General features: G+C 56.7%; 18 protein-coding genes. 11 read left to right on the forward strand and 7 right to left on the reverse strand.

Annotated features, from left to right (window positions below; all coding sequences use genetic code 11):
• Positions 1-23 precede the first annotated feature (23 nt).
• The 5 genes from GC165_03795 (at position 24) to GC165_03815 (ending at position 7,384) form a co-directional block, all read left to right on the forward strand.
• Positions 24-1,877, forward strand: coding sequence for a tetratricopeptide repeat protein (locus GC165_03795; GenBank protein MBI1331983.1), 1,854 nt, complete (start codon positions 24-26; stop codon positions 1,875-1,877).
• A gap of 12 nt (positions 1,878-1,889) precedes the next feature.
• Positions 1,890-2,612, forward strand: a complete 723-nt coding sequence (locus GC165_03800) for a hypothetical protein (protein MBI1331984.1) — start codon at positions 1,890-1,892, stop codon at positions 2,610-2,612.
• Complete coding sequence (locus GC165_03805) at positions 2,599-3,555, forward strand: hypothetical protein (protein MBI1331985.1); 957 nt, start codon at positions 2,599-2,601, stop codon at positions 3,553-3,555. Before GC165_03800 ends, GC165_03805 begins: the two co-directional genes overlap by 14 nt.
• Entirely contained in the window at positions 3,552-5,210 is a 1,659-nt protein-coding gene (gene recN / locus GC165_03810) for a DNA repair protein RecN (protein ID MBI1331986.1), read from the forward strand. Before GC165_03805 ends, recN begins: the two co-directional genes overlap by 4 nt.
• Positions 5,211-5,332: 122 nt before the next feature.
• A complete protein-coding gene (locus tag GC165_03815; protein ID MBI1331987.1) occupies positions 5,333-7,384 on the forward strand; it encodes a hypothetical protein in 2,052 nt (683 codons plus the stop codon).
• On the opposite strand, the gene GC165_03820 is transcribed toward GC165_03815, so the two are convergent.
• The 3 genes from GC165_03820 to GC165_03830 all read right to left on the reverse strand — a co-directional run bounded on the left by GC165_03820 (position 7,381) and on the right by GC165_03830 (position 10,318).
• Positions 7,381-8,052 carry a response regulator gene (locus tag GC165_03820; protein MBI1331988.1) on the reverse strand — a complete coding sequence of 224 codons (672 nt, stop codon included), beginning with the start codon at positions 8,050-8,052 and terminating at the stop codon, positions 7,381-7,383. The two genes, GC165_03815 and GC165_03820, sit on opposite strands and share 4 nt — an antisense overlap.
• Before the next feature lie 110 nt (positions 8,053-8,162).
• Positions 8,163-9,293 carry a hypothetical protein gene (locus GC165_03825; GenBank protein MBI1331989.1) on the reverse strand — a complete coding sequence of 377 codons (1,131 nt, stop codon included), beginning with the start codon at positions 9,291-9,293 and terminating at the stop codon, positions 8,163-8,165.
• A 44-nt stretch (positions 9,294-9,337) separates the two neighbouring features.
• On the reverse strand, positions 9,338-10,318 hold the full coding sequence (locus GC165_03830; protein ID MBI1331990.1) for an FAD-dependent oxidoreductase: 981 nt from the start codon (positions 10,316-10,318) through the stop codon (positions 9,338-9,340).
• 288 nt (positions 10,319-10,606) lie between these two features.
• On the opposite strand from GC165_03830, the gene GC165_03835 reads away from it, so the two are divergent.
• Positions 10,607-11,026 carry a hypothetical protein gene (locus GC165_03835; GenBank protein MBI1331991.1) on the forward strand — a complete coding sequence of 140 codons (420 nt, stop codon included), beginning with the start codon at positions 10,607-10,609 and terminating at the stop codon, positions 11,024-11,026.
• A 26-nt stretch (positions 11,027-11,052) separates the two neighbouring features.
• On the opposite strand, the gene GC165_03840 is transcribed toward GC165_03835, so the two are convergent.
• Together GC165_03840 and GC165_03845 are read right to left on the reverse strand one after the other, a co-directional pair.
• Positions 11,053-11,463 (reverse strand): hypothetical protein, encoded by a 411-nt coding sequence (locus tag GC165_03840; GenBank protein ID MBI1331992.1) that lies wholly within the window; start codon positions 11,461-11,463, stop codon positions 11,053-11,055.
• 85 nt (positions 11,464-11,548) lie between these two features.
• Positions 11,549-12,427: a sulfurtransferase gene (locus GC165_03845; protein ID MBI1331993.1), complete on the reverse strand. Its 879-nt coding sequence runs from the start codon at positions 12,425-12,427 to the stop codon at positions 11,549-11,551.
• Between the two features lie 202 nt (positions 12,428-12,629).
• Here GC165_03845 and GC165_03850 point away from each other — a divergent pair, with 202 nt between their 5' ends.
• Positions 12,630-14,594 carry a hypothetical protein gene (locus tag GC165_03850; GenBank protein MBI1331994.1) on the forward strand — a complete coding sequence of 655 codons (1,965 nt, stop codon included), beginning with the start codon at positions 12,630-12,632 and terminating at the stop codon, positions 14,592-14,594.
• 53 nt (positions 14,595-14,647) lie between these two features.
• A complete protein-coding gene (locus GC165_03855) occupies positions 14,648-14,995 on the forward strand; it encodes a hypothetical protein (GenBank protein MBI1331995.1) in 348 nt (115 codons plus the stop codon).
• On the opposite strand, the gene GC165_03860 is transcribed toward GC165_03855, so the two are convergent.
• Positions 14,992-16,152, reverse strand: a complete 1,161-nt coding sequence (locus GC165_03860; GenBank protein MBI1331996.1) for a hypothetical protein — start codon at positions 16,150-16,152, stop codon at positions 14,992-14,994. The two genes, GC165_03855 and GC165_03860, sit on opposite strands and share 4 nt — an antisense overlap.
• Positions 16,149-16,667 (reverse strand): sigma-70 family RNA polymerase sigma factor, encoded by a 519-nt coding sequence (locus GC165_03865; GenBank protein ID MBI1331997.1) that lies wholly within the window; start codon positions 16,665-16,667, stop codon positions 16,149-16,151. The genes GC165_03860 and GC165_03865 overlap by 4 nt, the downstream gene beginning before the upstream one ends.
• A gap of 115 nt (positions 16,668-16,782) precedes the next feature.
• Here GC165_03865 and GC165_03870 point away from each other — a divergent pair, with 115 nt between their 5' ends.
• From GC165_03870 to GC165_03880, 3 genes are read left to right on the forward strand one after another with little or no spacing between them, the layout of a single operon-like run.
• The gene (locus GC165_03870; protein MBI1331998.1) at positions 16,783-17,712 is read left to right on the forward strand and encodes a hypothetical protein; all 930 of its coding nucleotides are present in this window, start codon (positions 16,783-16,785) and stop codon (positions 17,710-17,712) included.
• A complete protein-coding gene (locus GC165_03875) occupies positions 17,709-18,677 on the forward strand; it encodes an alpha-ketoacid dehydrogenase subunit beta (GenBank protein ID MBI1331999.1) in 969 nt (322 codons plus the stop codon). Before GC165_03870 ends, GC165_03875 begins: the two co-directional genes overlap by 4 nt.
• A complete protein-coding gene (locus GC165_03880; GenBank protein MBI1332000.1) occupies positions 18,553-19,401 on the forward strand; it encodes an SDR family oxidoreductase in 849 nt (282 codons plus the stop codon). Before GC165_03875 ends, GC165_03880 begins: the two co-directional genes overlap by 125 nt.
• Positions 19,402-19,411: the final 10 nt, after the last annotated feature.

A 19,411-nucleotide genomic window follows, 5' to 3' on the forward strand; every position in this document is an offset into this window, starting at 1 on the left:
GATTTTACTCGCACGAGTACACTATGCACGTGCTAAAAGTTGCTGTCTTACCGTTAAACGCTGGAGAAGGTACAAAACCTCAGATTGGTAGGCAAATTTCCGCCTTTGTTGCCGATCAGTTGAGAAGCAACACCGACGCCGACATTCAATCCGTGTCATTCCTAACGCAGGTCGAACAGGATGGCGTCGCCAGAACCGCTTTTGTCAATATTTCCGACGGCCTGATCGAACCGGGTCAACTCAAGGACCTTTTCGAGCAGTCCGGCGTCGAGCTTTCGATGGATGGCATGATCAAAGCCACCGAAGGCGGCTACGAAGTCACCACCCGCTACACCTCGAAGGACGACTTGGAGAATGGCGAGCAGTTAGTCCAAAGCTTCACTCCGGCCGAAACCTTCGAAGTCCTGACCAAGTTGGTCAAGAAACTGGCCGACAAGGCTAAAATCGGTCTCCCCGAAATCCTGGCCGGTGAAAAGCTCGAATTTGGCACCGACAACCCCGAAGTCTTCCTCAAGTTCCTGGAAGGCTACGACGCCCTCAACTATATCCAGCAGGCGAACGGGCTCGTGGCACAGGAATTCAATCCCGAGGGCGCTCTCAACACGCTCCTTGAAGCCATCGAAGGCGACACCGAGTTCGAAGGTTCCTACCAGGTGCTCGTTGGCCTCTGTCGCGCCTGCACCGCGTACCAGATCGGCACATTCGACCTCATCAAGGACAGCCTCACCAAAGCCACGCAACTGGTGCCGGAAGATTTCGGCGCATTCTTCGCCCTTGCCGAGCTATACCAAGCCGCGAACGATATTCCCAAAGCCGTTGACCTCTTCGAGAAAGCCTCTGCGCTAAACCCCGAAGATCCGGCCATCCTCAACCGTCTTGGCAACGCTCAGGCGATGATGAACATGTTCGTCAACGCCGAGCGCAACTTCAAGAAGGCCGTCGAGTTGGAAGGCCCGGACAAGCCGAGCATGGATTACCTGGTTGGCGTCCTCAATGCTACCGGTCGAAACCACGAGGTCCCCGCCCTTTGGAAGTCGATCATCGATCAAGACAACCAGAACGCCAATGCCCACGCTAAGTACGCCATCTCGCTGATTCAAAACAGCAAGCAGGAAGAAGGCGAACGCGCCTTTGAGGCCGGTTTGGAGGCGGTCGACGACAACACACTGGTAAAGCGGTACTACGCGCCTTACCTCGCGCAGAACAACGATCTTGACCGCGCCATGGACTTTTACGAGGACTGCATCGACGTGGCCCCGAACGACGTCGCGCTCCTCGTCGAGTACGCTCAGACCCTCCAAGCCGCTGATCGCGCCTTTGAGGTTCCCCAGGTCCTTCAGACGATTCTCAAGTCCAACCCGGACCCCAACACGAAGGCCAACATGCAGGCATGGCTGATCGAGCTCGAACAGCCGAAGCGCGTCGAGAGTGTTCAGCTTGCCCAAGAAAAGCTCGCCAACGGCGACGCCGAGGGTGCCATCCGCGACCTGAAGCCGATGCGCAACTGGCTGGCCGACTATTGGAAGATGTGGGCGGTCCTGAGTTCTGCCCTCAACCGAGTCGGCGACTACGAGGAAGCCGAGAAGGCGGCCCAACAGCTTTTGCAGGTGTTCCCAGGCTGCGAGCCGGCCTATGGCGAGCTTCGCGAGGCCCTCAATGGCCAAGGCAAAAACGAGGAAGCGTGGCAGTTCATGCAGTACGCCTTCGCCAATAATCAGCAGAGCTTTGGCGTGTTTATTAATCTCGGCATCGCCGCCAAGCGGGCCGGGCATATGCAGGAAGCCAACCAAATCACCGAGCAAATCAAGGCTGTTGTGGCACAAAATCCCGACATGCAGGAAGAACTAAAGGACATACTGGCCGAACTTCAGCAGTAAAATCCTTTAGCCGTGGCGAAAACCGCTCCTAGAAAAAAGCCTAACGGAAACAGGCCGGTTCCTCAGCAACCCTTCCCCAAGAAGGAAGCGCCTAAGGAACCGGAAGCTCCTAAAGCACCGACCGTGCGCGTCCACCCTTTGGTGGTCGCGTTCGTCGTGTATCACATCATCGCGGTAACTACCTACGCCCTTCCAATACCGAGCAAAAAGGTCCTCGACGACGAAGTCCCGGCTCGTGGAACCGACATCCTCCTCAAATATAACCAGAAGGAAGTCAAGAACTGGGCTCCGATTTACGGCTACCTGTACGTCACCGGCTTTTGGCAGTACTGGGATATGTTCGCTCCCGATCCCGCCCAGACGGACCTCTGGTGTAGCGCCGAAATTACCTACCTAGACGGAACCAAGAAGGAGTTCCACTACCCCCGCATTAAGGACCTGACGATTCCCCAAAAGTTCGTCTATGAGCGGCATCGAAAGTATTACGAGCGCGTCAACCAGGACGACAAGGCATTTCTTTGGCCCTCCTTTGCCCAGGCAATCGCCTACCAAGCTGCGGAAGATACAAACAATCCTCCCGTTGAAGTGACACTAATCCGCCACTTTCAGCCGGTGATGCGCCATAACGATCCTAAGCCGCAGGAGCCGCCGTACACGGCCGTGAAGTTCTATTGGTACGCCGTCGACCAGCACGAATTATTTGCCGACAAGGGGTGGAAACTTGGAATCCATTAAGGTTGCTTACACGTACTGGTTCCGCCAGGGCAGCCCAGTAGCGCTTGGCGTCTTCCGCGCCATTATGGCTGGGCTCATCGCCATCAATTTCTGCATGATCTCCCTCTTCTTCCAAGACTGGTTCTCGGAAAAGGGATACACGCCGGCCTGGCTGTCCGCGTATTTTTTGGACAACAATGTCGCCCTCACGCAGAACGGCAAGCTGAACTTGACGCGCGTCGATCTGCTCTACGGCATTACCGATTACCGGATTCTGCTTGCCTTCAACGTGATCGTCATTACCCTGGCGATCATGGTCTCGCTGGGTCTTTTCACGCGCATTACGTCGATCCTTTTGGCCATTGGCGTGGTGACCTTCCACCATCGAAATTCGGCCATCCTGCACGGCGGCGACACCGTCATGCGGATGTGCGCACTGTACCTCGCCATCGCTCCATCCGGCGCAGCATTTTCACTGGATCGCTACTTCGCCGTGAAGGCAGGCAAAGCCCCACCGGTGCCGCCTGAAATATCGATGTGGCCTCAACGGCTCATCGCTTACAACTGTAGCCTGCTGTACTTCACCACCACCTGGGCCAAATGGTTCGGAGTGCTCTGGAAGTCAGGCGCGGCGACCTGGTACCCGGCCCGCCTACATGAATTCGACCGCTTCCCTGTCCCAGGCTTTTTCAATCAGTTCCCGATGGTCTACGTTACGACCTACGGCACTCTCGCCGTCGAGTTCGCGATGGCCACCCTCGTGTGGTTCAAGCCACTGCGAAAGTGGGTTCTACTGAGTGGAATTCTCCTCCACGGCTACATCGAGTATTCGATGAATATCCCCCTCTTCAGCTACTTGATGATCTCCATGTACATCACGTACTATGAGGGCGATGAAGTCGTCGGCTGGTGGGAGCGGGTCAAGGCTCGCTTCGGCAAAAAGCCGTCGCTTGAGGCCGCATGATCGTCGAACTCCACGTCGAAAACCTCGCCATCATCCAAGAGGCGAAGGTCGCTTTTCGTGACGGCTTCACGGCCCTCACCGGCGAAACCGGCGCGGGTAAATCGCTTCTGATCGATGCCCTGGAACTATGCCTCGGTGAGCGCGCCGACACCGAACTGGTTCGTACCGGGGCGACGAAGGCCTCGGTTCAGTTGGTGGTCGATCTCTCGACCCGTCCCGAAATCCTCGCTATCGCCGAAGAACTCGGTGTCGATGTTGAGGAGGGTCAAGTCTACATCCAACGCGAAGTGATGGCCGAGGGTCGCTCGCAGGCTCGGGTTAACGGCAAATCTGTCCCGCTCTCCGTACTTCGCGAGCTTGGCGCGGCGATCGTCGATCTGCACGGTCAGCACCAGCACCAGGCTCTGCTCGACCAAGAAACGCACGTGCAGTACTTGGACAGTTGGATCGGCGGCCCGGTAACTAACCTAAAGGCCGAGACGGCCGAACGATACTCCGCCTGGCAAGAAGCGAAACGCAAATATGAGGCCCTTCAAAAAGGCATTCAGGAGCGTGAACAACGGCTGGACATGCTTCGCTTCCAGGTCAACGAAATCGAATCGTTTTCGCCGGTCGAGGGCGAAGAAGCGGACCTCAATGCCCGCCTGGGCCGCCTGCGAAACGTCGAGAAGATTTCTGATGCCGCCCAGCGATCGCTAGTAGCCCTCTCGGAAGGCGAGGTTAACGCTCGCGATCTCCTCGCCGCCGGCCTGAAGGACGCCGAAGAGGTCACCCGCCTTGATCCGTCGCTCGATCTCTCCGAACTGCAGGAAGCTCTCGTCGATGTTCAGGAAGCCATCCACAAGCTCCAGGCTTACATGGATACTCTCGACAGCGATCCCGAAGCGCTGGAAGAAACCATTGAGCGGCTAGACGGTCTCAAACGCCTCAAGCGAAAGTATGGCGAGACCGAGGCCGAGATTCTGGCTTATCTGGAGTCGGCCCAAGCCGAGCTAAACGATCTTACCGACATCGAGGCTAGCGAAGACGCCCTCCGACAAGCCCTCGACGCCTCGTCGGCCCGTCTCAAAGAGTCGTTCGCCGAGTTGACCGCACTGCGCTCTTCGCGCTCGAAGGACTTTGTCGCCGACGTTCAAGACCACTTGACCGATCTCTCGATGGCCAAAACACAGTTCGCGGTGCAAATTCGGCCCGGTGAACCATCGCCTGACGGCACCGACTTTGTCGAGTTCTTGTTCAGCGCCAACGCGGGTGAAGATCTAAAGCCGTTGGCCAAGATCGCCTCGGGTGGCGAAATCAGCCGTGTGATGCTGGCCATGAAGAGCGCATTGGCTGGTCGCGCCGGGGTTCCGACTCTCATCTTCGACGAAGTCGACACTGGCCTGGGTGGTGCCGCTGCCGCTGCCGTCGGCAAGAAGATTCGCGCGCTCAGCGAGCACTATCAGGTGCTCGCCATCTCACACCTGCCCCAGGTCGCTAGCCGCGCCAACGAGCAGTTCCGAATCCAAAAAGCCGAGGCCGGAGGACGCGTGCAAACCGAAATCATCCGTCTGAGCGAAGACGATCGTGTGCAGGAAATCGCTCGCATGTTGGCGGGCGACGAGGTCAGCGAACACGCCGTCGCCAACGCGCGTGACCTCTTGCGGTTGCTGTAATTCCGGTCCTAGCCGACGAACTTATAGCCGACACCGCCCATCTTCACGATCCGCGTTCACTCCTAGATCAGCCAAATAAGAATTTGGTGTTACAATCCGAAATTAGTTAGGTGTAATAGGCCGTGCTGTTCTCGCTTCTGCTAACCATCGCATGCCAGGAGTCGGACATCATTGCGACTCTCAACGAACTCGTTAGAGCCAAACCTGCATTCTTAGTCGCTGGCGATCTTAGCGCAGCGGAGACAGGCAAACCAAAGGTCGAGAAGGGGCCAGATGATTATTTTGACAAAGAAGGCAACAAGATCGCTTCGTTCCATTTGTCGGCAAGGTATTCATCGATCCAATTGAACTGGGAAAAAACCTTGGCGAAAACTTCATTCGCAGAAAACGACGGTGAAACGCTGTTGATCGCGGATGGAAACTCAGTCACCTCCAAACACTTTAGCTATCCGGTTACCTCGTCGTGGATGGGCAACTCAATCTTGTTGACCAGCGCAAAAGACCTCCACCATTGCTCGATCCTGAAACTGGACGGAAAATCACGGGAGTGGAGAGAAACACCAATTGATGTCGAAGAATTAAGTCAGGCGTGGGCTGATTCGGAAGAGACCTTTTGGGCGATCGAGAAGAAGTCTTCGATGCTCATTCATATGGGGAAGGATGGAACCATCGACCTTCGCCACAGTTTCAGCGGCGACCACAACTCGATACCGGCATCTGGATTCAGTTTCTTGTTCTCGAGCCACATGGCGACCGACGTGATTGTTTACGATGCCGATGCTAACGAGGAAAAGACAATCCTCGAAAGCCTTAAGGTCAAAGACGCCACCGACTACCACTACCAATGGGTACCAGATTCCGCTGTCCTTGCCGTGCTGTATCGAGACATCGGTGGACGACAGGTTTTGAAAACATACAAACCAGAAACCGGAGTGTGGGCTGAATTCACACTTAATGTCGCCGCCTTTGGCGACATGGTTCCGATCACCAATGACGAAGTCGTAGTTCGGGCGAGTCCGAAAGATGTGCTTTCGTTCGATACCTACTTGTACAAAATCAACGTGAAAACTGGCGTAGCCAAGCCTCTTGCCGCAAAGTCACCATTAGGTTGGTTAAGGATGCTATACCCATGCAGTTCAAACGTCGCTCACGCGGAATCCGGCGTCTTCTCATCTGCATATCCAACCGGAAACACTCCATCGCTGGTCGAGGCGATGAAGCAAGTCCTCAGCTTGAAACCCGACTTCGTCATGCGGACGTTTAGCCCGGCAGCTTCAAAGGCGGGAGACTTCGATTGGCCGACTTCTTATACATACTACTCAGCCGCGGGACAACGACTATCAACAATCGAATTGCCGAAAAAGTGCGGTGGGATCCACCTCTCACCCGACAAAAAGACGGCAGTCTCGTGGATTTACGCTGACGGGCGCACTTATGTGACCATTGTCAAAGACAATGGCGATGATAGCTATAAGGAGCTATCAGGTGGGACTTCCTTGGAGTGGTTCGGCAACCGATTGCTAGCCACGACCCGAGGTTTGAGCGTGATCGAACAGGACGGAGCCAACATAGAGTGGCTTCTGCGATCCATTAGCAAGTACGAGTTTTCGTCCTACTGCCTCGATTCGGCGGGTGGTATATGGGGTTGTCCCAATGCAACCTTGGGAGGTAACCGTTATCCGCTCATCCACATAAATAAGCTTGGGGTTGTCGATACCACCCTGGAGACTTCACAAAGCCTTGTGCCGGTTTTGGCTGTCGATGGGGAGTCGCGCTACGTTTTTTTGAGCAACCACAATAACCTCGTCGTGATGGATACTCGGACGAAATCGGAGACGACATTGGTAGAGCCGACGAAGGATTCGATTTTGTCCCAGGTGGTCAAGTTCGTCTGGATGCCAAAACTAGAAGCGCTGGCCCTGTTCCAAAATGGCGACTTGTCTCTCTATTACCCGGGAACAAAGCAGCGCGTCCCCATTCGAATTGTTGGAGGCTATGGAATAGGATCCTTCATTCCGCTTAACGACACCGAACTACTAGTTGCAGCCCGGCCACAGGATAGCGGGAAGATTCAGCTCTATCGTCTCAACCTAACGAATGGCGAAATGACGCCGTTCGATAAGGATGGGCCCACAGGCTTGAGTGTTCACCTGGAGCGAGTAAGCGCTCTTTAGCCGACGAACTTATAACCCACGCCGCGTACCGTTACGATCCGATCCGCCGCCTCTTGCGAGGTCGCCAATCGCATGCGGAGCCATCGTACATGCACGTCCACCGTTCGGCTCGTCACGTACGCGTCCTTGCCCCAGATGCGGTCTAGCAACGCCTCACGAGAGAACACCTGACCGGCGTTCTTGGCCAAAAACAGCAGAAGGGCGAACTCCTTCGGCGAAAGGGTGAGCAGTTTGCCGTCCAGGGTCGCTTCGTGCGTTCGTGGATCAATTCGGAGGTCGCCCCGTTCGACGACTTCTTGAATCGCTTCGCCGCCGGATCGGCGCAGGATTGCCCGCACGCGGGCCACCAATTCGGTCATATTGAACGGCTTTACGACATAGTCGTCGGCGCCCATCTCCAAGCCCTTGATGCGATCCTCTTCCGAGGCGCGGGCCGAGACGAAGATGATCGGCGTTTGGTGTTCGCGCCGCACGGCCTTGCAGAAATCGTGGCCGCTTCGGTTGGGCAACATGATATCGAGGATGACCAGGTTTGGCTTCACGCGCTTATACAGGCGCATCGCATCTTCGGCGGTCTCCGCCGTAAACGTGGTGAATCCTTCCTTCCGGAACTTGTTTTCCAGTGTCTCAATGATCGCGGTTTCGTCATCGACGATCAGGATTGTCATCGTCTCCGTTCCCTGTCTAGCCTTATCGAGTCGGTCAGCAATTGCCATATTGTCCTCGGCGAGTACACCGAGAATCGTTTTTACATTTCTTTATTAAGGGACGGTAAAGCTTAGGACCCTGCGGCGATGATTTCAACATTTGCCCGCGGAACCGTGACTTCTTCGCCCGAACCTAATTTGGCCCGAAGCACCCTGACATGAGTACCAGATTCGAGCGTCACCAGCTCGGCCGGAAGCTGAGTGACCGATCCGATGAGTCCGAAATATGGTTCGCGAATGATTCTGATCTGCGATCCGATCTCCAAAGCCAGGGCCTTTGCCTCCGCCGGAGCCTCGCCCGCGTGCTTGGGCTCAGGAACGATCAGCTCGGGTCGAATAACGCCTGCGCGAATCTGTGTTGCACCATTGATCGACGCGTCATGTCCATTGATCGACTTCAGCAGGTCAAAAGTGCGCTGAGCCATCGGCAAGAAACCAAAGCCTTCCGTGACCATCAGAGTCAGGTCGATCTTTTCCGTACCGGTGATCGCCACGCCAATGTCGTAGCCCAGAAATTCGATAAGGTCGCTGTCCTTCAGGCCGCCAGCGATGATTCCCGCTGCGCCTACCGACGCCGCCTTCTTGATCGCCGCCGCCGTCATACCTGCGCCGCCAACCAGAATCTTGCCCTTGTCGTCCGGCTTGATGTCGCCTTCATCGAGAACCTTTTCGTGGTCGGTCACAGCTAGCCGAACGACACCTTGTCGCTCGCCGCCAACGCCGAAAATGCCTTGGATCATCGCGCATCGCGTCTCGACGATCGCGCCTTCGTCCGGCATGACGTCCAGGACGGTGCCTTTGATATAGGCGTCAATCTCGATCGGGATCGAAGGTTCGCGGATCAGCGCATTGCCCGTGACCTCACTGAACGACTCGAACGTCCCGGTGTAATCGCAAGTCGCGGTCGGCGCTTTGAACAAACCGAACAGCTTCTTCCCTTCCGCCACCAGTTGGCCCTTTTCGACCGGATCGCCGACATTGATCTTCAAAAAGGCAGGAACGTCTTTGGCTTCAACTCCGAGTTGGTCCGCAATCTTGACGGTTTGGAGCGCGCCTGGAAGCATCGCTTGGGCGACGGCAGTCTTTGGCTCGACGGAATCGCCAACTTTGACGAGGACGTTGCCCTTAATGGGAAGGCGTCGAGTGCGGCGGACGACGATGTCGCCGCTGACGGTGAGTCCAGGGGTATATGCGCTTGCCAAACTGTTGATCCTTCGAGTGAAATCTCGAAAGAGTGTACTTGATGTTAAGCGTCGCGGTCGCTGCTGTGGCCGGGGAATAGCTTCGCCGTTGGGTCCAGATACGTCTTCGCAAAGCACACCGCCGTAGCCGCTTCGCCGACGCCCGTCGCGATCAGCTTCAGCTTGCTTCCGTAGCTCGCCACGTCCCCAACCGCGAAGATACGCGGTCGGTTAGTTTCGAACTTATCGTCCACCTTGATCTGGTTCTTTTCAATCTCCAGACCCCAATCCTTGAGCGGCCCCAAGCTGGACTTGAATCCGATATTGACGCACACCTCGTCACAGTCGAAGAATTCGGTCTCTTTCGTCTGGGTGTTCTCGATGGTTAAACCATTCACGTGATCGTCGCCGTGAAGTTCTTTAACGACGTAGAAAAGCTTCATATCGACCGAGCTGGTCGTCACCTTCACGACGCTGTCCTCGTGCGCCTTGAAGACGTCTCGACGGTGGATCAGCGTGATCGACTCCGCAATGTCTTCGAGGGCCATCGCCCAGTCGAACGCGCTATCGCCGCCGCCAACGATGGCGAGCTTGCGGTTGGTGAAAACGCTGGTGTCCCGAACGCCGTAGTGAACGCCCTTGCCGATAAAGTCGTCCTCGCGAAGCGCCCCGATCTTGGTGGGCTGGAATGCGCCCGGTCCCGCCGAGATGATGATGGTCTTGGTCGAGAGTTCGAGCCCCTTGTCGGTGTTGATGATGTAGTGGTCGCCTGCATCGATCAGTTCCTCCGCCGTGTTCTCCAGCACCAGCTTGGGGTGGAACTGCGTCCCTTGCTCGATCATCGCCTTGGCCAAATCCTTGGCCAGCACTTTCGGGAAACCGGGCATATCGTAGACGTACTTTTCGGGATACAACGCGGTTAGCTGCCCACCCAATTCGGGAAGCGAATCGATAATTCGGACCGACATGCCGCGCAACCCAGCGTAAAAGGCCGCGAACAGGCCACAGGGTCCACCGCCGATAATCGTAACGTCAACTGTATTCATTTTGCAAGGAATCGGCTCGGCGTCGAACCGGACAATAGTTTACTCCGTGGGGTGCCTTCAGGATTCTTCGCCGAGGCCCGGCACCTTTTAGCCTTTCCCATCTATTGGCTTCGACCTAATATTGTTTGGCGGAACGCGACGACGACATGCGGTCGTTGCCACGAAAAACGGAGGGTGCACCAATTCTCCCTCATTTGTGAGGGAGTCCGTGAGCTAGGCACTAGGGCGAACGGGTGAGAGCAAGTAGGTTTTATGAAAGCCGATACGGCTTATAATAGCCAATAGTTAATGGACATCCCCGATGACCTGCGCCCCCGATGGATGCCCAAATGGCTGATCGCTTTCATGTTTGGCCCTAAATTCAAGCGATTCATGAAATGGGTTATGTTGTTCGTTGCCGTCGTCGCTGTAACCAAGACGATCTACAACTGTGTGGCCCCAGGACATGATAGGGTTATTAGGCTTGTTCTCCTAGGGCCAGTCCTGTTCGTGCTGGCTCAAACCGCGCTGTTTATTTGGAAAATCGAAAAAGGCAAGTTCGAGAGCCCAAGTAAGCTATGGATATTCGCCGGGCTTGCCGTGTTCTTGCCAGAAACGACTCGAAAGGAAGGGTTTCTTGCGGCGTCGATAGATTTCGCGATGATCTTGGGAATCTTCTGGGTTTTCAACCTCTTTGATCGTCGCAAGCAGAAGGACATTTGCCCCTAACTCCCGACTTCAAACCCTCATCTAACTTACGCCGCCAGGCGCTTGACGATCCGCACCATGTTGGTGAGCCCCAGATTCTTTCCCATCGATAGCTCGTTCCCAAAGACCTGAAAGACGATCCCTTCATCGATCGCCCCAATCTCCGCCTTCGGCGCGCCCGACGCCGACTGGAGAAGCACCGCCATTGCCATCGCCGAAATCCCCTGAGGATTGTCGACAGCGAAGTGAAATTCGACCGACGATCCCACCGGAACTGCCTCGATGTAAACCTCGGATTCGCACCCCGGAACCTTCTTCTCCTCCGACCGAACCATTTGCTCCACCGAGGGATGCCGATACTCGTCGGCCAAGGCGATCAACGCCTCGATACGATCCTGCCGGTCGGTGAAAAAGGCAAGGTCGTCCAAATGCTCCTGGAGCTTCGCGGGAATTGGCACTTCCCTATTATGTCAGGGACCATAAACAAGAATTCCCCTCCGCTTTCAGAGGGGAATTCCGTTCTCCAGCCTGAAGCCCAGTAAGTTACTTCTCGACCGGTACGCCGACCAGGTTGCCCCACTCGGTCCAAGAACCGTCGTAGTTTCGCACCGTCGAGTAGCCCAGCAGGTACCGCAGCACGAACCAGGTGTGGCTCGATCGCTCTCCGATTCGGCAATACACGATCACGTCATCGCCCTCGGCGGTTCCCGCACCGTCCTGATAAATCTCCTTCAGTTGGGTCGATGTCTTAAACGTGCCATCTTCGGGATTGATCGCCTTAGCCCACGGCACGCTCTTCGCGCCGGGAATGTGACCGCCGCGCAGGGCGCCCTCGTTAGGATAATCCGGCATGTGCAGTTTCGCGCCGCTGAACTCGTCTGGCGAGCGAACATCGATCAATTTGCCGTCCGTCTTCAGATGCGCCAAGACCTGGTCGCGGAACGCCCGCTGAGTCTTGTCGTCGCGCGTCTTCGACGGGTACGATGTGCTCTTCTCGGCTGGCACTTCTCGCGTTAGCTCTCGACCTTCCTTCACCCATTTCAGGCGTCCACCATCCAGAATTCGGGTGTTCGTGTGGCCGAAAAGTTCGAAAATCCAGAGTGCATAGGTAGCCCACCAGTTGTTCTTATCGCCATAAAGCACGATCAGCGTATCGGGCGTTGCACCAATGCGAGACATAAGCGTGGAGAACGCCTCGCTCTGGATATAGTCGCGGATAAGCGGATCGTTCAGGTCTCGCGTCCAATCCACTTCATACGCACCGGGAATGTGCCCCGACGGGTAAAGAAGTGAGTCCTCGTTAGACTCCACGATGATCAAATTCGGGTTGTTGAGGTTCTCGGCCAACCATTCGGTCGAGACAAGCTTGTCCGGGTGCACGTAGCCACGGGTTTCAATCGGTTGCTCCAATGTAGTCGGCATAACGGTTTCCTAATTTCAGTTTGGCACTTGCTGGTACCTTCTACGACATTCAACTGGACAAAGAAGTCGAGATTCGCACTTTATTTGGGAAAAAGTCCCCGCGTCGAAACTTGTCGAAACCCATTCCCCGTACTTTCTCCCGTTGCCGCGACCAGGGGAAAACGAGCCATCATAAAGGGCGCGGCGGTCGACAAAGGGGTTGATGAAGGTTTTTCGTATTTGGGGTTTGGTTGCGGGTCTTGCTCTTGCTGGATCCACTTTGGCCGATGGGCAAGTTCCCATCGTAAAGGCCCACCGCCTCGATAAAGCCCCGACCATCGACGGCAAAATGAACCCGGGCGAATGGGACGAAGCCTTCGAAACTTCGACTTTCCTCGACCGAGCCACCACGAAGCCTCCTTCCGACAAAACCGAGGCCTGGATCGGCTACGACCGCAAGGGTATCTACATCGCCTTTTACTGCCACGACTCCCAACCGGACAAGATCGTTGCCCGCGAAATTATCCCAAATTCCAAATTTGACGGCGAAGACTGGGTCGAGTTCGACATCAATCCTTTCGGGAATCGGACCTTCAACCAGCTTTGCGAGTTCGTTGTGAACGCTCGCGGCACCAAGTCCGAGAACTTCAAAGGTGGCCGCACCGATAAGCGCGAATGGCGGGGCGACTGGAAAGCTGCCACCTCGCGTACCTCCGACGGCTGGGTCTGCGAAATGGAAATCCCGTGGCCGATCCTCAACTACCCACGCAAGGATCGGTTCAACATGGACCTCAACCTCATCCGTGGACAGGGTCGATCCCAAATCGAGCAGAGCTGGGCCAACGCCCGACTCAACCCTCTACCCGAGCAGCAGGGCATCTGGGAGGGCGTCGAACCTCCTACCCCGCCGACCGCGCACGTTCAGTACCTCGCTTACAGCGCGCCGGAGGTAGCCAATGGCAAATTCCAGAACCGAGTCGGTCTCGACGCCCGTTACGCGTTCACCCAGTCGGTCACCGGCGTCATGAGCCTCGCGCCGGACTTTAAGAACATTCAGGACGTCGTTCCCGGAATCGACTTCGTACGAACCGAACGAAACCTCGATGAGTCGCGCCCTTTCTTCAACGAAGGCTCCGGCTTCTTCCGCCTGACGGACAACTTCACCTACGGTTCGATGTTCTACAGCCGGCGCATCGCTGACTTCGATATGGGAGCCAAGGTCTACGGTCAAGCCAACCCGAACCTCGGATTCGGCGCCCTCTACACCAATAAATTCGACGGCGAAAAGGCCGCCGTATTCAACGTCAAGCGCACCTTTTCCTCGACCGAAGGTATCAACCTTTTTGGAACCGTCAATGCTGATGGCAACGACAACTCGTCGCTCGGCTTTGGCTACAACAAGCGGGTCGGCAAGATCGGATTCGATGTCGGAGCGGCAATGGAGAAGGATAACGGAACCAAGGCCGACACCGCCGGTTCCGCCGCGATTTCCTACCAAGGCAATGGCGACTTCCTGATGGCCCGGTACCTATGGGTCACGCCGGAGTTCAACCCCTCCCTCGCCTACATCCCCTGGACCGACCGTCGGGGCGGCTACATCTACGGCGAGAGCAATCGTCAATATCGTAAGGGTCCAATTCGGGAAACCCAATACAACTTCAGCACCGATCAATTCCGCACCTATTCCGGCGTCCTACAAGAAAATGGCTTCGATACGTCGTTCAACGTCGGACTCCGAAACGACATGGGGGTCGGCTTTGCTCGCGTCCGCTACACTTACAGCGGTTCGCTCGACGACTATTGGGTTTACGGTATCGCCTTCAACACGTCCAACCGATTCAAAAAGCTTTCGATGAACTACCTGCAGGGCACCCAAGGCGACATGCCCAGCAAGTACTACTTTGTGCGCGGAAGCTACCGGGTGGTCAACAACCTCGACCTTAGCATCGATAAGTCCGTCCAAGAGCTCGGCGGAACTACACGCCAAACCATCGCGACCCTCGCCTATCAGGCATCGCCGCAGGATCTTCTGTCCAGCCGGTTCGTCATGAACGGCAACGACCAAAACATCTACTTCAGCTTCCGCCACGCGGGATTCCGAGGAACGGAATACTATCTGATCTACGGTGATCCCAACGCCCAGCGGACTTCCAACCGATTAAGCTTGAAAGCGGTCTGGGCGTTCTAGGTAAGGTATCCACCGTGGGACCGGATATTCGTTTTAGGAACGCAACCTTCGATGTGAAGAAGGAGAAGGAAAACTCCTACAACCCGGGCGTTGTTTGGGGTGAGGCCATCTTGGTTTGGCTTCGCGACCACGCAAGCAAGCTCACCGACGTCTCCGACATCGATGAAGAAGACCACGGTAACTTCTGCTCGGCAACGTTCGATGGCCAACGGTACAGCTTTGTGGGAATGTGCGGAGCCGATGAGCCCGATGTTTGGCATCTTGTGATCGAGCGCAAGCGAACATTCAAGGAGCAGTTATTGGGCCGAGGCAAAACGACGGTTGAAGACCCATGCTTCACTTACGTCAAGGGCCTGCTGGAAGCAGACCCTTCGTTTACCGACATCGAAGTCGATCCTTAGCCGCCATCGGTGAACATAAATGGTTCATTGAGAATGACAGCCCCTGCACAGCGAATCAAAGGCACCTTTTCGAACTTCAGCGTCTTGTCGCCAAACTTGACCGAGCCCGATACCTTGTCGCCTGCCTTCCAGACCTTTGACCAGTCGTCTTGCATCCCGGACCACCGAAACGGAGCAAACGATTGCTTGTCAATTCTGAGCGTTCCGAAGTAAGGCGTGTAAGTCGCGCTGAAATGCTTTGTAGCGCCATTGCCAGTCTTCACATTGAGTTCGAACTTTACTGAACGGCTCTTCGGAGCAACCGCCACGGGTATAGGAATAACGACCTCCGTCGGGGAGACCTCGATAAACGGCATCCCTCGACCCGCCTGCCCCACGGCCGTCATCATCGCCTTTCGGACCTCGCGATTGTCGAAAACCTCCGTTCCTGCCGGAAACTCAGGCTTGAGGTCCGCCGGATCAAGCTTGGAATAGTCGTAGAGGTATTCGTCGCCCCACGATCCGTGATCTCGCATTGCCAGCAACCGAATGGGAAGGTTGGTTTGAGGGTCGGCCAGCAACTCAACCCGCTGATCGGTATTGCTTGTGACCTTTGTGCACACGAATCGGGTGACCTTTCGGCCCTTCCAGTCGAAGTCCCGTTCGACCGTAGGTGGCGGGAACCTCTTGAGGATGTCATCCAGACTGGGAATTCGGAATTGCAGTTGGTACCGAGTCGACGGCACATCGATCGAGCCCGCGTGAATGGCCGCAACGTAACCCATGACCGTCTTGTCGTCTCGGTACGAGAAGTTCTGGGCTGGCCCTTTCTCGTCATCGAGAGTATAAAAGTTAACGCAAACTCCCTTAGCGATCTTCGTCGTCACCGTAAAGGAGCGCTTTTCGGGTGAACCCATGATACGGTGGTTCACGATGGTCACCGAGTCTGCTTTCTTCTCTGCGGCGATGACCTGCGCCATCGTCATCGGCGCCGAACCAAACAAGAAAACGGTGCTCAGCGCTGCAACGCCAAGGCCAGAACCAGCCAGGCTCAGGACAACGAGCTTCGCCCGCCGTCGTTTCGCGTCTCGCTCGACCCGAGCCAAAAGGTCGCCCGCCAAGTAAGGTGCGGGGGATGAATCTCTCCATCCATCCAAATCAAAAGTGGGTTCATTCATAACGTTGCCTCGTGAAGTTTGGTTGGGGTCAAAGGTTCGATTTCAAGCTGATCTCGCAGGCGATGCACCGCCTCGTGCACTCTCGACTGCACCGTGCCCTGCGGAAGACGCAGAATCTCGGCTGCCTCTTTCGACGTGAAACCCTCCGCCTTCACCAGCACAAAAGCCTCCTGTAAAGACTTGGGCAAGGCGCGAAAGGCTCGTTCCAAGTCGAGAAGCGAATCCATATCCACCGCTTCGCTGGAAACGAGGTCGTCGATCGGCTCCGTCGGAATGTGGCGGAGTCGCCTCCAACGGTTGAGCGTGATGCCAAACAGGTAGCTTCGATGCATCTCCTCGATCGGCTTTCTTCGCGCCGATTGTAAAGCGGCAAGGATCGTTTCTCCCACCAAGTCCTCTGCAATCGAGCGATTGCCGGTCAAGCGAAGCGCAAATCGGTACACCGCCGCACCGTGGTCGTCCCACAGCGCCGCGGCTAACCGCTTCTTCTCGTCACCGCCTAACTTTGGCCCCATACTCCTCTATTGCCGATTTGCCGCCATTTTGTTGGACGAATTTCTTTACACTCGGGCTCTCTTGCTGGGTTCCCTGTTCTCGGTTCTCCGCGCCCCACACGGTAACATCTTCCTAATGCCACAAGCCGAGGACTTCTACCGCCAGATGGTGCGTCTGCGCGCGGTCGAAACCGAACTCACCAAGCTCTCGCAATCCGGTCAACTTCGCGGCTCTCTCCACCTTTGCCAGGGACAAGAAGCCGTCCCCGCTGGAGCCTGCGCCGCCCTCCGCCAGGACGACTACCTCACCTGCACCTACCGCGGTCACGGCTACGTCCTCGCCAAGGGGCTCGACCTCGACCTCGTCCTCCAAGAAATCCTCGGCAAAGCCACTGGTCTGTGCCACGGCAAAGGCGGCAAGATGCACCTCTTCGACCCCGAATTCGGCCTCCTCGGCACCAACGGCATCGTCGGTGGCGGCGTCGGAACTGCCGTCGGGGGCGCGATGGCATCGTGGATCGACGGAGCCGACCGCGTCGCCCTCACCGTCTTCGGTGACGGCACTCTCAACCAGGGCCACGTCAGCGAATGCTTCAACATGGCCGCGCTCTACAAACTGCCCGTCATCTTCCTGTGCGAAAACAACCTTTACGCCGAGATGACCCCGCTGGACCGCAGTCACGGCAACACCGACCTTTGCGCTCGCGTCGCGGGCTTCGGCATCCGCACCGACAAGTGCGATGGTAACGATCCGTTCCTCGTGCATGAGACCATGAGCCGGGCGGTAGCCCACGCCCGAAAAGGCGACGGTCCAACCTTCATCGAGGCCATGACTTACCGCACCATCGGCCACTACCAAGCCGACCCAGGCACCCAATACCGAACCGCCGACGAGGTCTCCGCTTGGCGCGAAAAGTCCCCGATTGCCAAACTGGAAAAGGTGATCGGAGGGGCGGCAATTGCCATTCGGGAAGAGGAAGAGCTTCGCGTTTCCGACGCCATGCAGCGGGCTCTCAAGCAGCCCGATCCGCACTTCAGCCATGCCCTCACGGAGGTGTTCGCATGAGCGAAATGACCTTTGTTCAGGCTATCAACTCCGGCCTTCGCCAGGAGTTCGACCGCGATCCCAACGTCTTCCTGATGGGCGAGGACGTTGCCCACTACGGAGGCATGTTCCGCGTAACCGAAGGGCTCCTCGACACGTACGGCCCGAAGCGAGTGGTCGACACCCCGATCTCCGAATCCGGCTTCATCGGTATGGCTCTCGGTGCCGCGCTTGCTGGCAAACGCCCGGTCGCCGAACTTATGTTCATCGACTTCTCGCTGGTCGCAATGGACCAGGTTCACAACCAGATCGCCAAGACGCATTACATGAGCGGCGGACGCGTGAAGGTTCCGCTGACCATCATCACCCAGGGCGGCGGCTACAAAGGCGCGGCAGCCCAGCACAGCCAGATGCTGGAAGCCCTCTTCCTCCAGGTTCCCGGCATCAAAGTCGTCTGCCCATCGAACCCTGCCGACGCCAAGGGCCTTCTCGCCGCATGCATCCTCGACGACAATCCCGTCCTCTTCATCGAGCACAAACAGCTTCTCGGCGTGAAGGGTGAGGTGCCAGATGGCGAGCACGTCATCCCGCTTGGCGAAGCCAAAGTCCTCCGCGAAGGCACCGACCTAACGATCTTTACCTACTCTTACGGAGTCACCCTCGTCGAGCAGGCTCTGGAAGGGCAAAGCGTGTCGGTCGAGCTCATCGACCTCCGAAGCCTCAACCCGCTCGATTGGCCGACCATTGCCGCCAGCGTCAAGAAAACCCACCGCGCCATGATTGTCCACGAATCGCACACGCGATGCGGCGTTGGTGTCGATCTCGCCGCCCAAATTCAGGAAAAGCTATTCGACGAACTCGATGCGCCTGTCCTCGTCTGTGGCGGTGCCGATACTCCGATTCCCTTCGCCAAAACGCTTGAGGAGGTCGTCCTCCCGACACCCGAGCGGATCCGAACCACGATCGAAAGGGTCTTCCATGGCTGATCGCCTCGTCGGCAAAACTGCCCTCGTCACCGGTGCCGCCCAGGGCATTGGTGCGGCTATTCTCGACCTCTTCGCCCAGGAAGGCGCTACCGCCTGGGGTGTTGACCGCACGCCAGGAGCGACCGATTTCACGCTCGACCTCGCCAACGTTGCCGAGATTCCCGACTTCATCCGCGCTCTCCCATCGATCCCCGATGTCCTCGTCAACTGCGCCGGAATCTGTCTGACCCGGCCCTTTTTCGACATCGAAGTCGATGGCTTTGAGCGCACATTCAAGATCAACGTGACCGCAAGCTTTGTGCTGATGCAGGAGTTGGCATGGCACCTCAAAGAGGGCCAGCGCCCTGGTTCGATCATCAACATGGCCTCCAACAGCGGTCTCATGCCCAAGTTGGAGCAGCTCGACTATGGCGCCAGTAAGGCCGCCGTTATCAGCATGACCCGCTCTGCCGCCGCCAGCCTCGGCCCGCACGGCATCCGGGTTAATGCCATCGCACCCGGCGTTATCGACACCCCGCTCACCCAGTCGATCGCCAAACAGCGAAGCGAAATCCGGGGCGTTCCGCCGGAAGAAACGCTTCGTCCCGTCCTCGACTCCCTCCCCCTCCGCCGCATGGGTACGGCTGATGAGGTCGCTAACGTCGCTCTTTTCCTTGCTTCGGACGAATCCGCCTTCGTCACGGGCCAAACCTATCTGGTCGATGGCGGTCAACTGATGCACTAAAATTCATATC

The organism is Armatimonadota bacterium, from assembly GCA_016125185.1.
Taxonomy (GTDB): Bacteria; Armatimonadota; Fimbriimonadia; order Fimbriimonadales; family Fimbriimonadaceae; genus Fimbriimonas.

Excerpts from the sequence above, each read along its gene's own strand:
- GC165_03795 (MBI1331983.1), top strand. The coding sequence starts at position 24 with ATGCACGTGCTAAAAGTTGCTGTCTTACCGTTAAACGCTGGAGAAGGT.
- recN (MBI1331986.1), top strand. The coding sequence starts at position 3,552 with ATGATCGTCGAACTCCACGTCGAAAACCTCGCCATCATCCAAGAGGCG.
- GC165_03820 (MBI1331988.1), bottom strand. The coding sequence starts at position 8,052 with ATGACAATCCTGATCGTCGATGACGAAACCGCGATCATTGAGACACTG.
- GC165_03830 (MBI1331990.1), bottom strand. The coding sequence starts at position 10,318 with ATGAATACAGTTGACGTTACGATTATCGGCGGTGGACCCTGTGGCCTG.
- GC165_03835 (MBI1331991.1), top strand. The coding sequence starts at position 10,607 with ATGGACATCCCCGATGACCTGCGCCCCCGATGGATGCCCAAATGGCTG.
- GC165_03845 (MBI1331993.1), bottom strand. The coding sequence starts at position 12,427 with ATGCCGACTACATTGGAGCAACCGATTGAAACCCGTGGCTACGTGCAC.
- GC165_03850 (MBI1331994.1), top strand. The coding sequence starts at position 12,630 with ATGAAGGTTTTTCGTATTTGGGGTTTGGTTGCGGGTCTTGCTCTTGCT.
- GC165_03860 (MBI1331996.1), bottom strand. The coding sequence starts at position 16,152 with ATGAATGAACCCACTTTTGATTTGGATGGATGGAGAGATTCATCCCCC.
- GC165_03865 (MBI1331997.1), bottom strand. The coding sequence starts at position 16,667 with ATGGGGCCAAAGTTAGGCGGTGACGAGAAGAAGCGGTTAGCCGCGGCG.
- GC165_03870 (MBI1331998.1), top strand. The coding sequence starts at position 16,783 with ATGCCACAAGCCGAGGACTTCTACCGCCAGATGGTGCGTCTGCGCGCG.
- GC165_03875 (MBI1331999.1), top strand. The coding sequence starts at position 17,709 with ATGAGCGAAATGACCTTTGTTCAGGCTATCAACTCCGGCCTTCGCCAG.
- GC165_03880 (MBI1332000.1), top strand. The coding sequence starts at position 18,553 with ATGCGCCTGTCCTCGTCTGTGGCGGTGCCGATACTCCGATTCCCTTCG.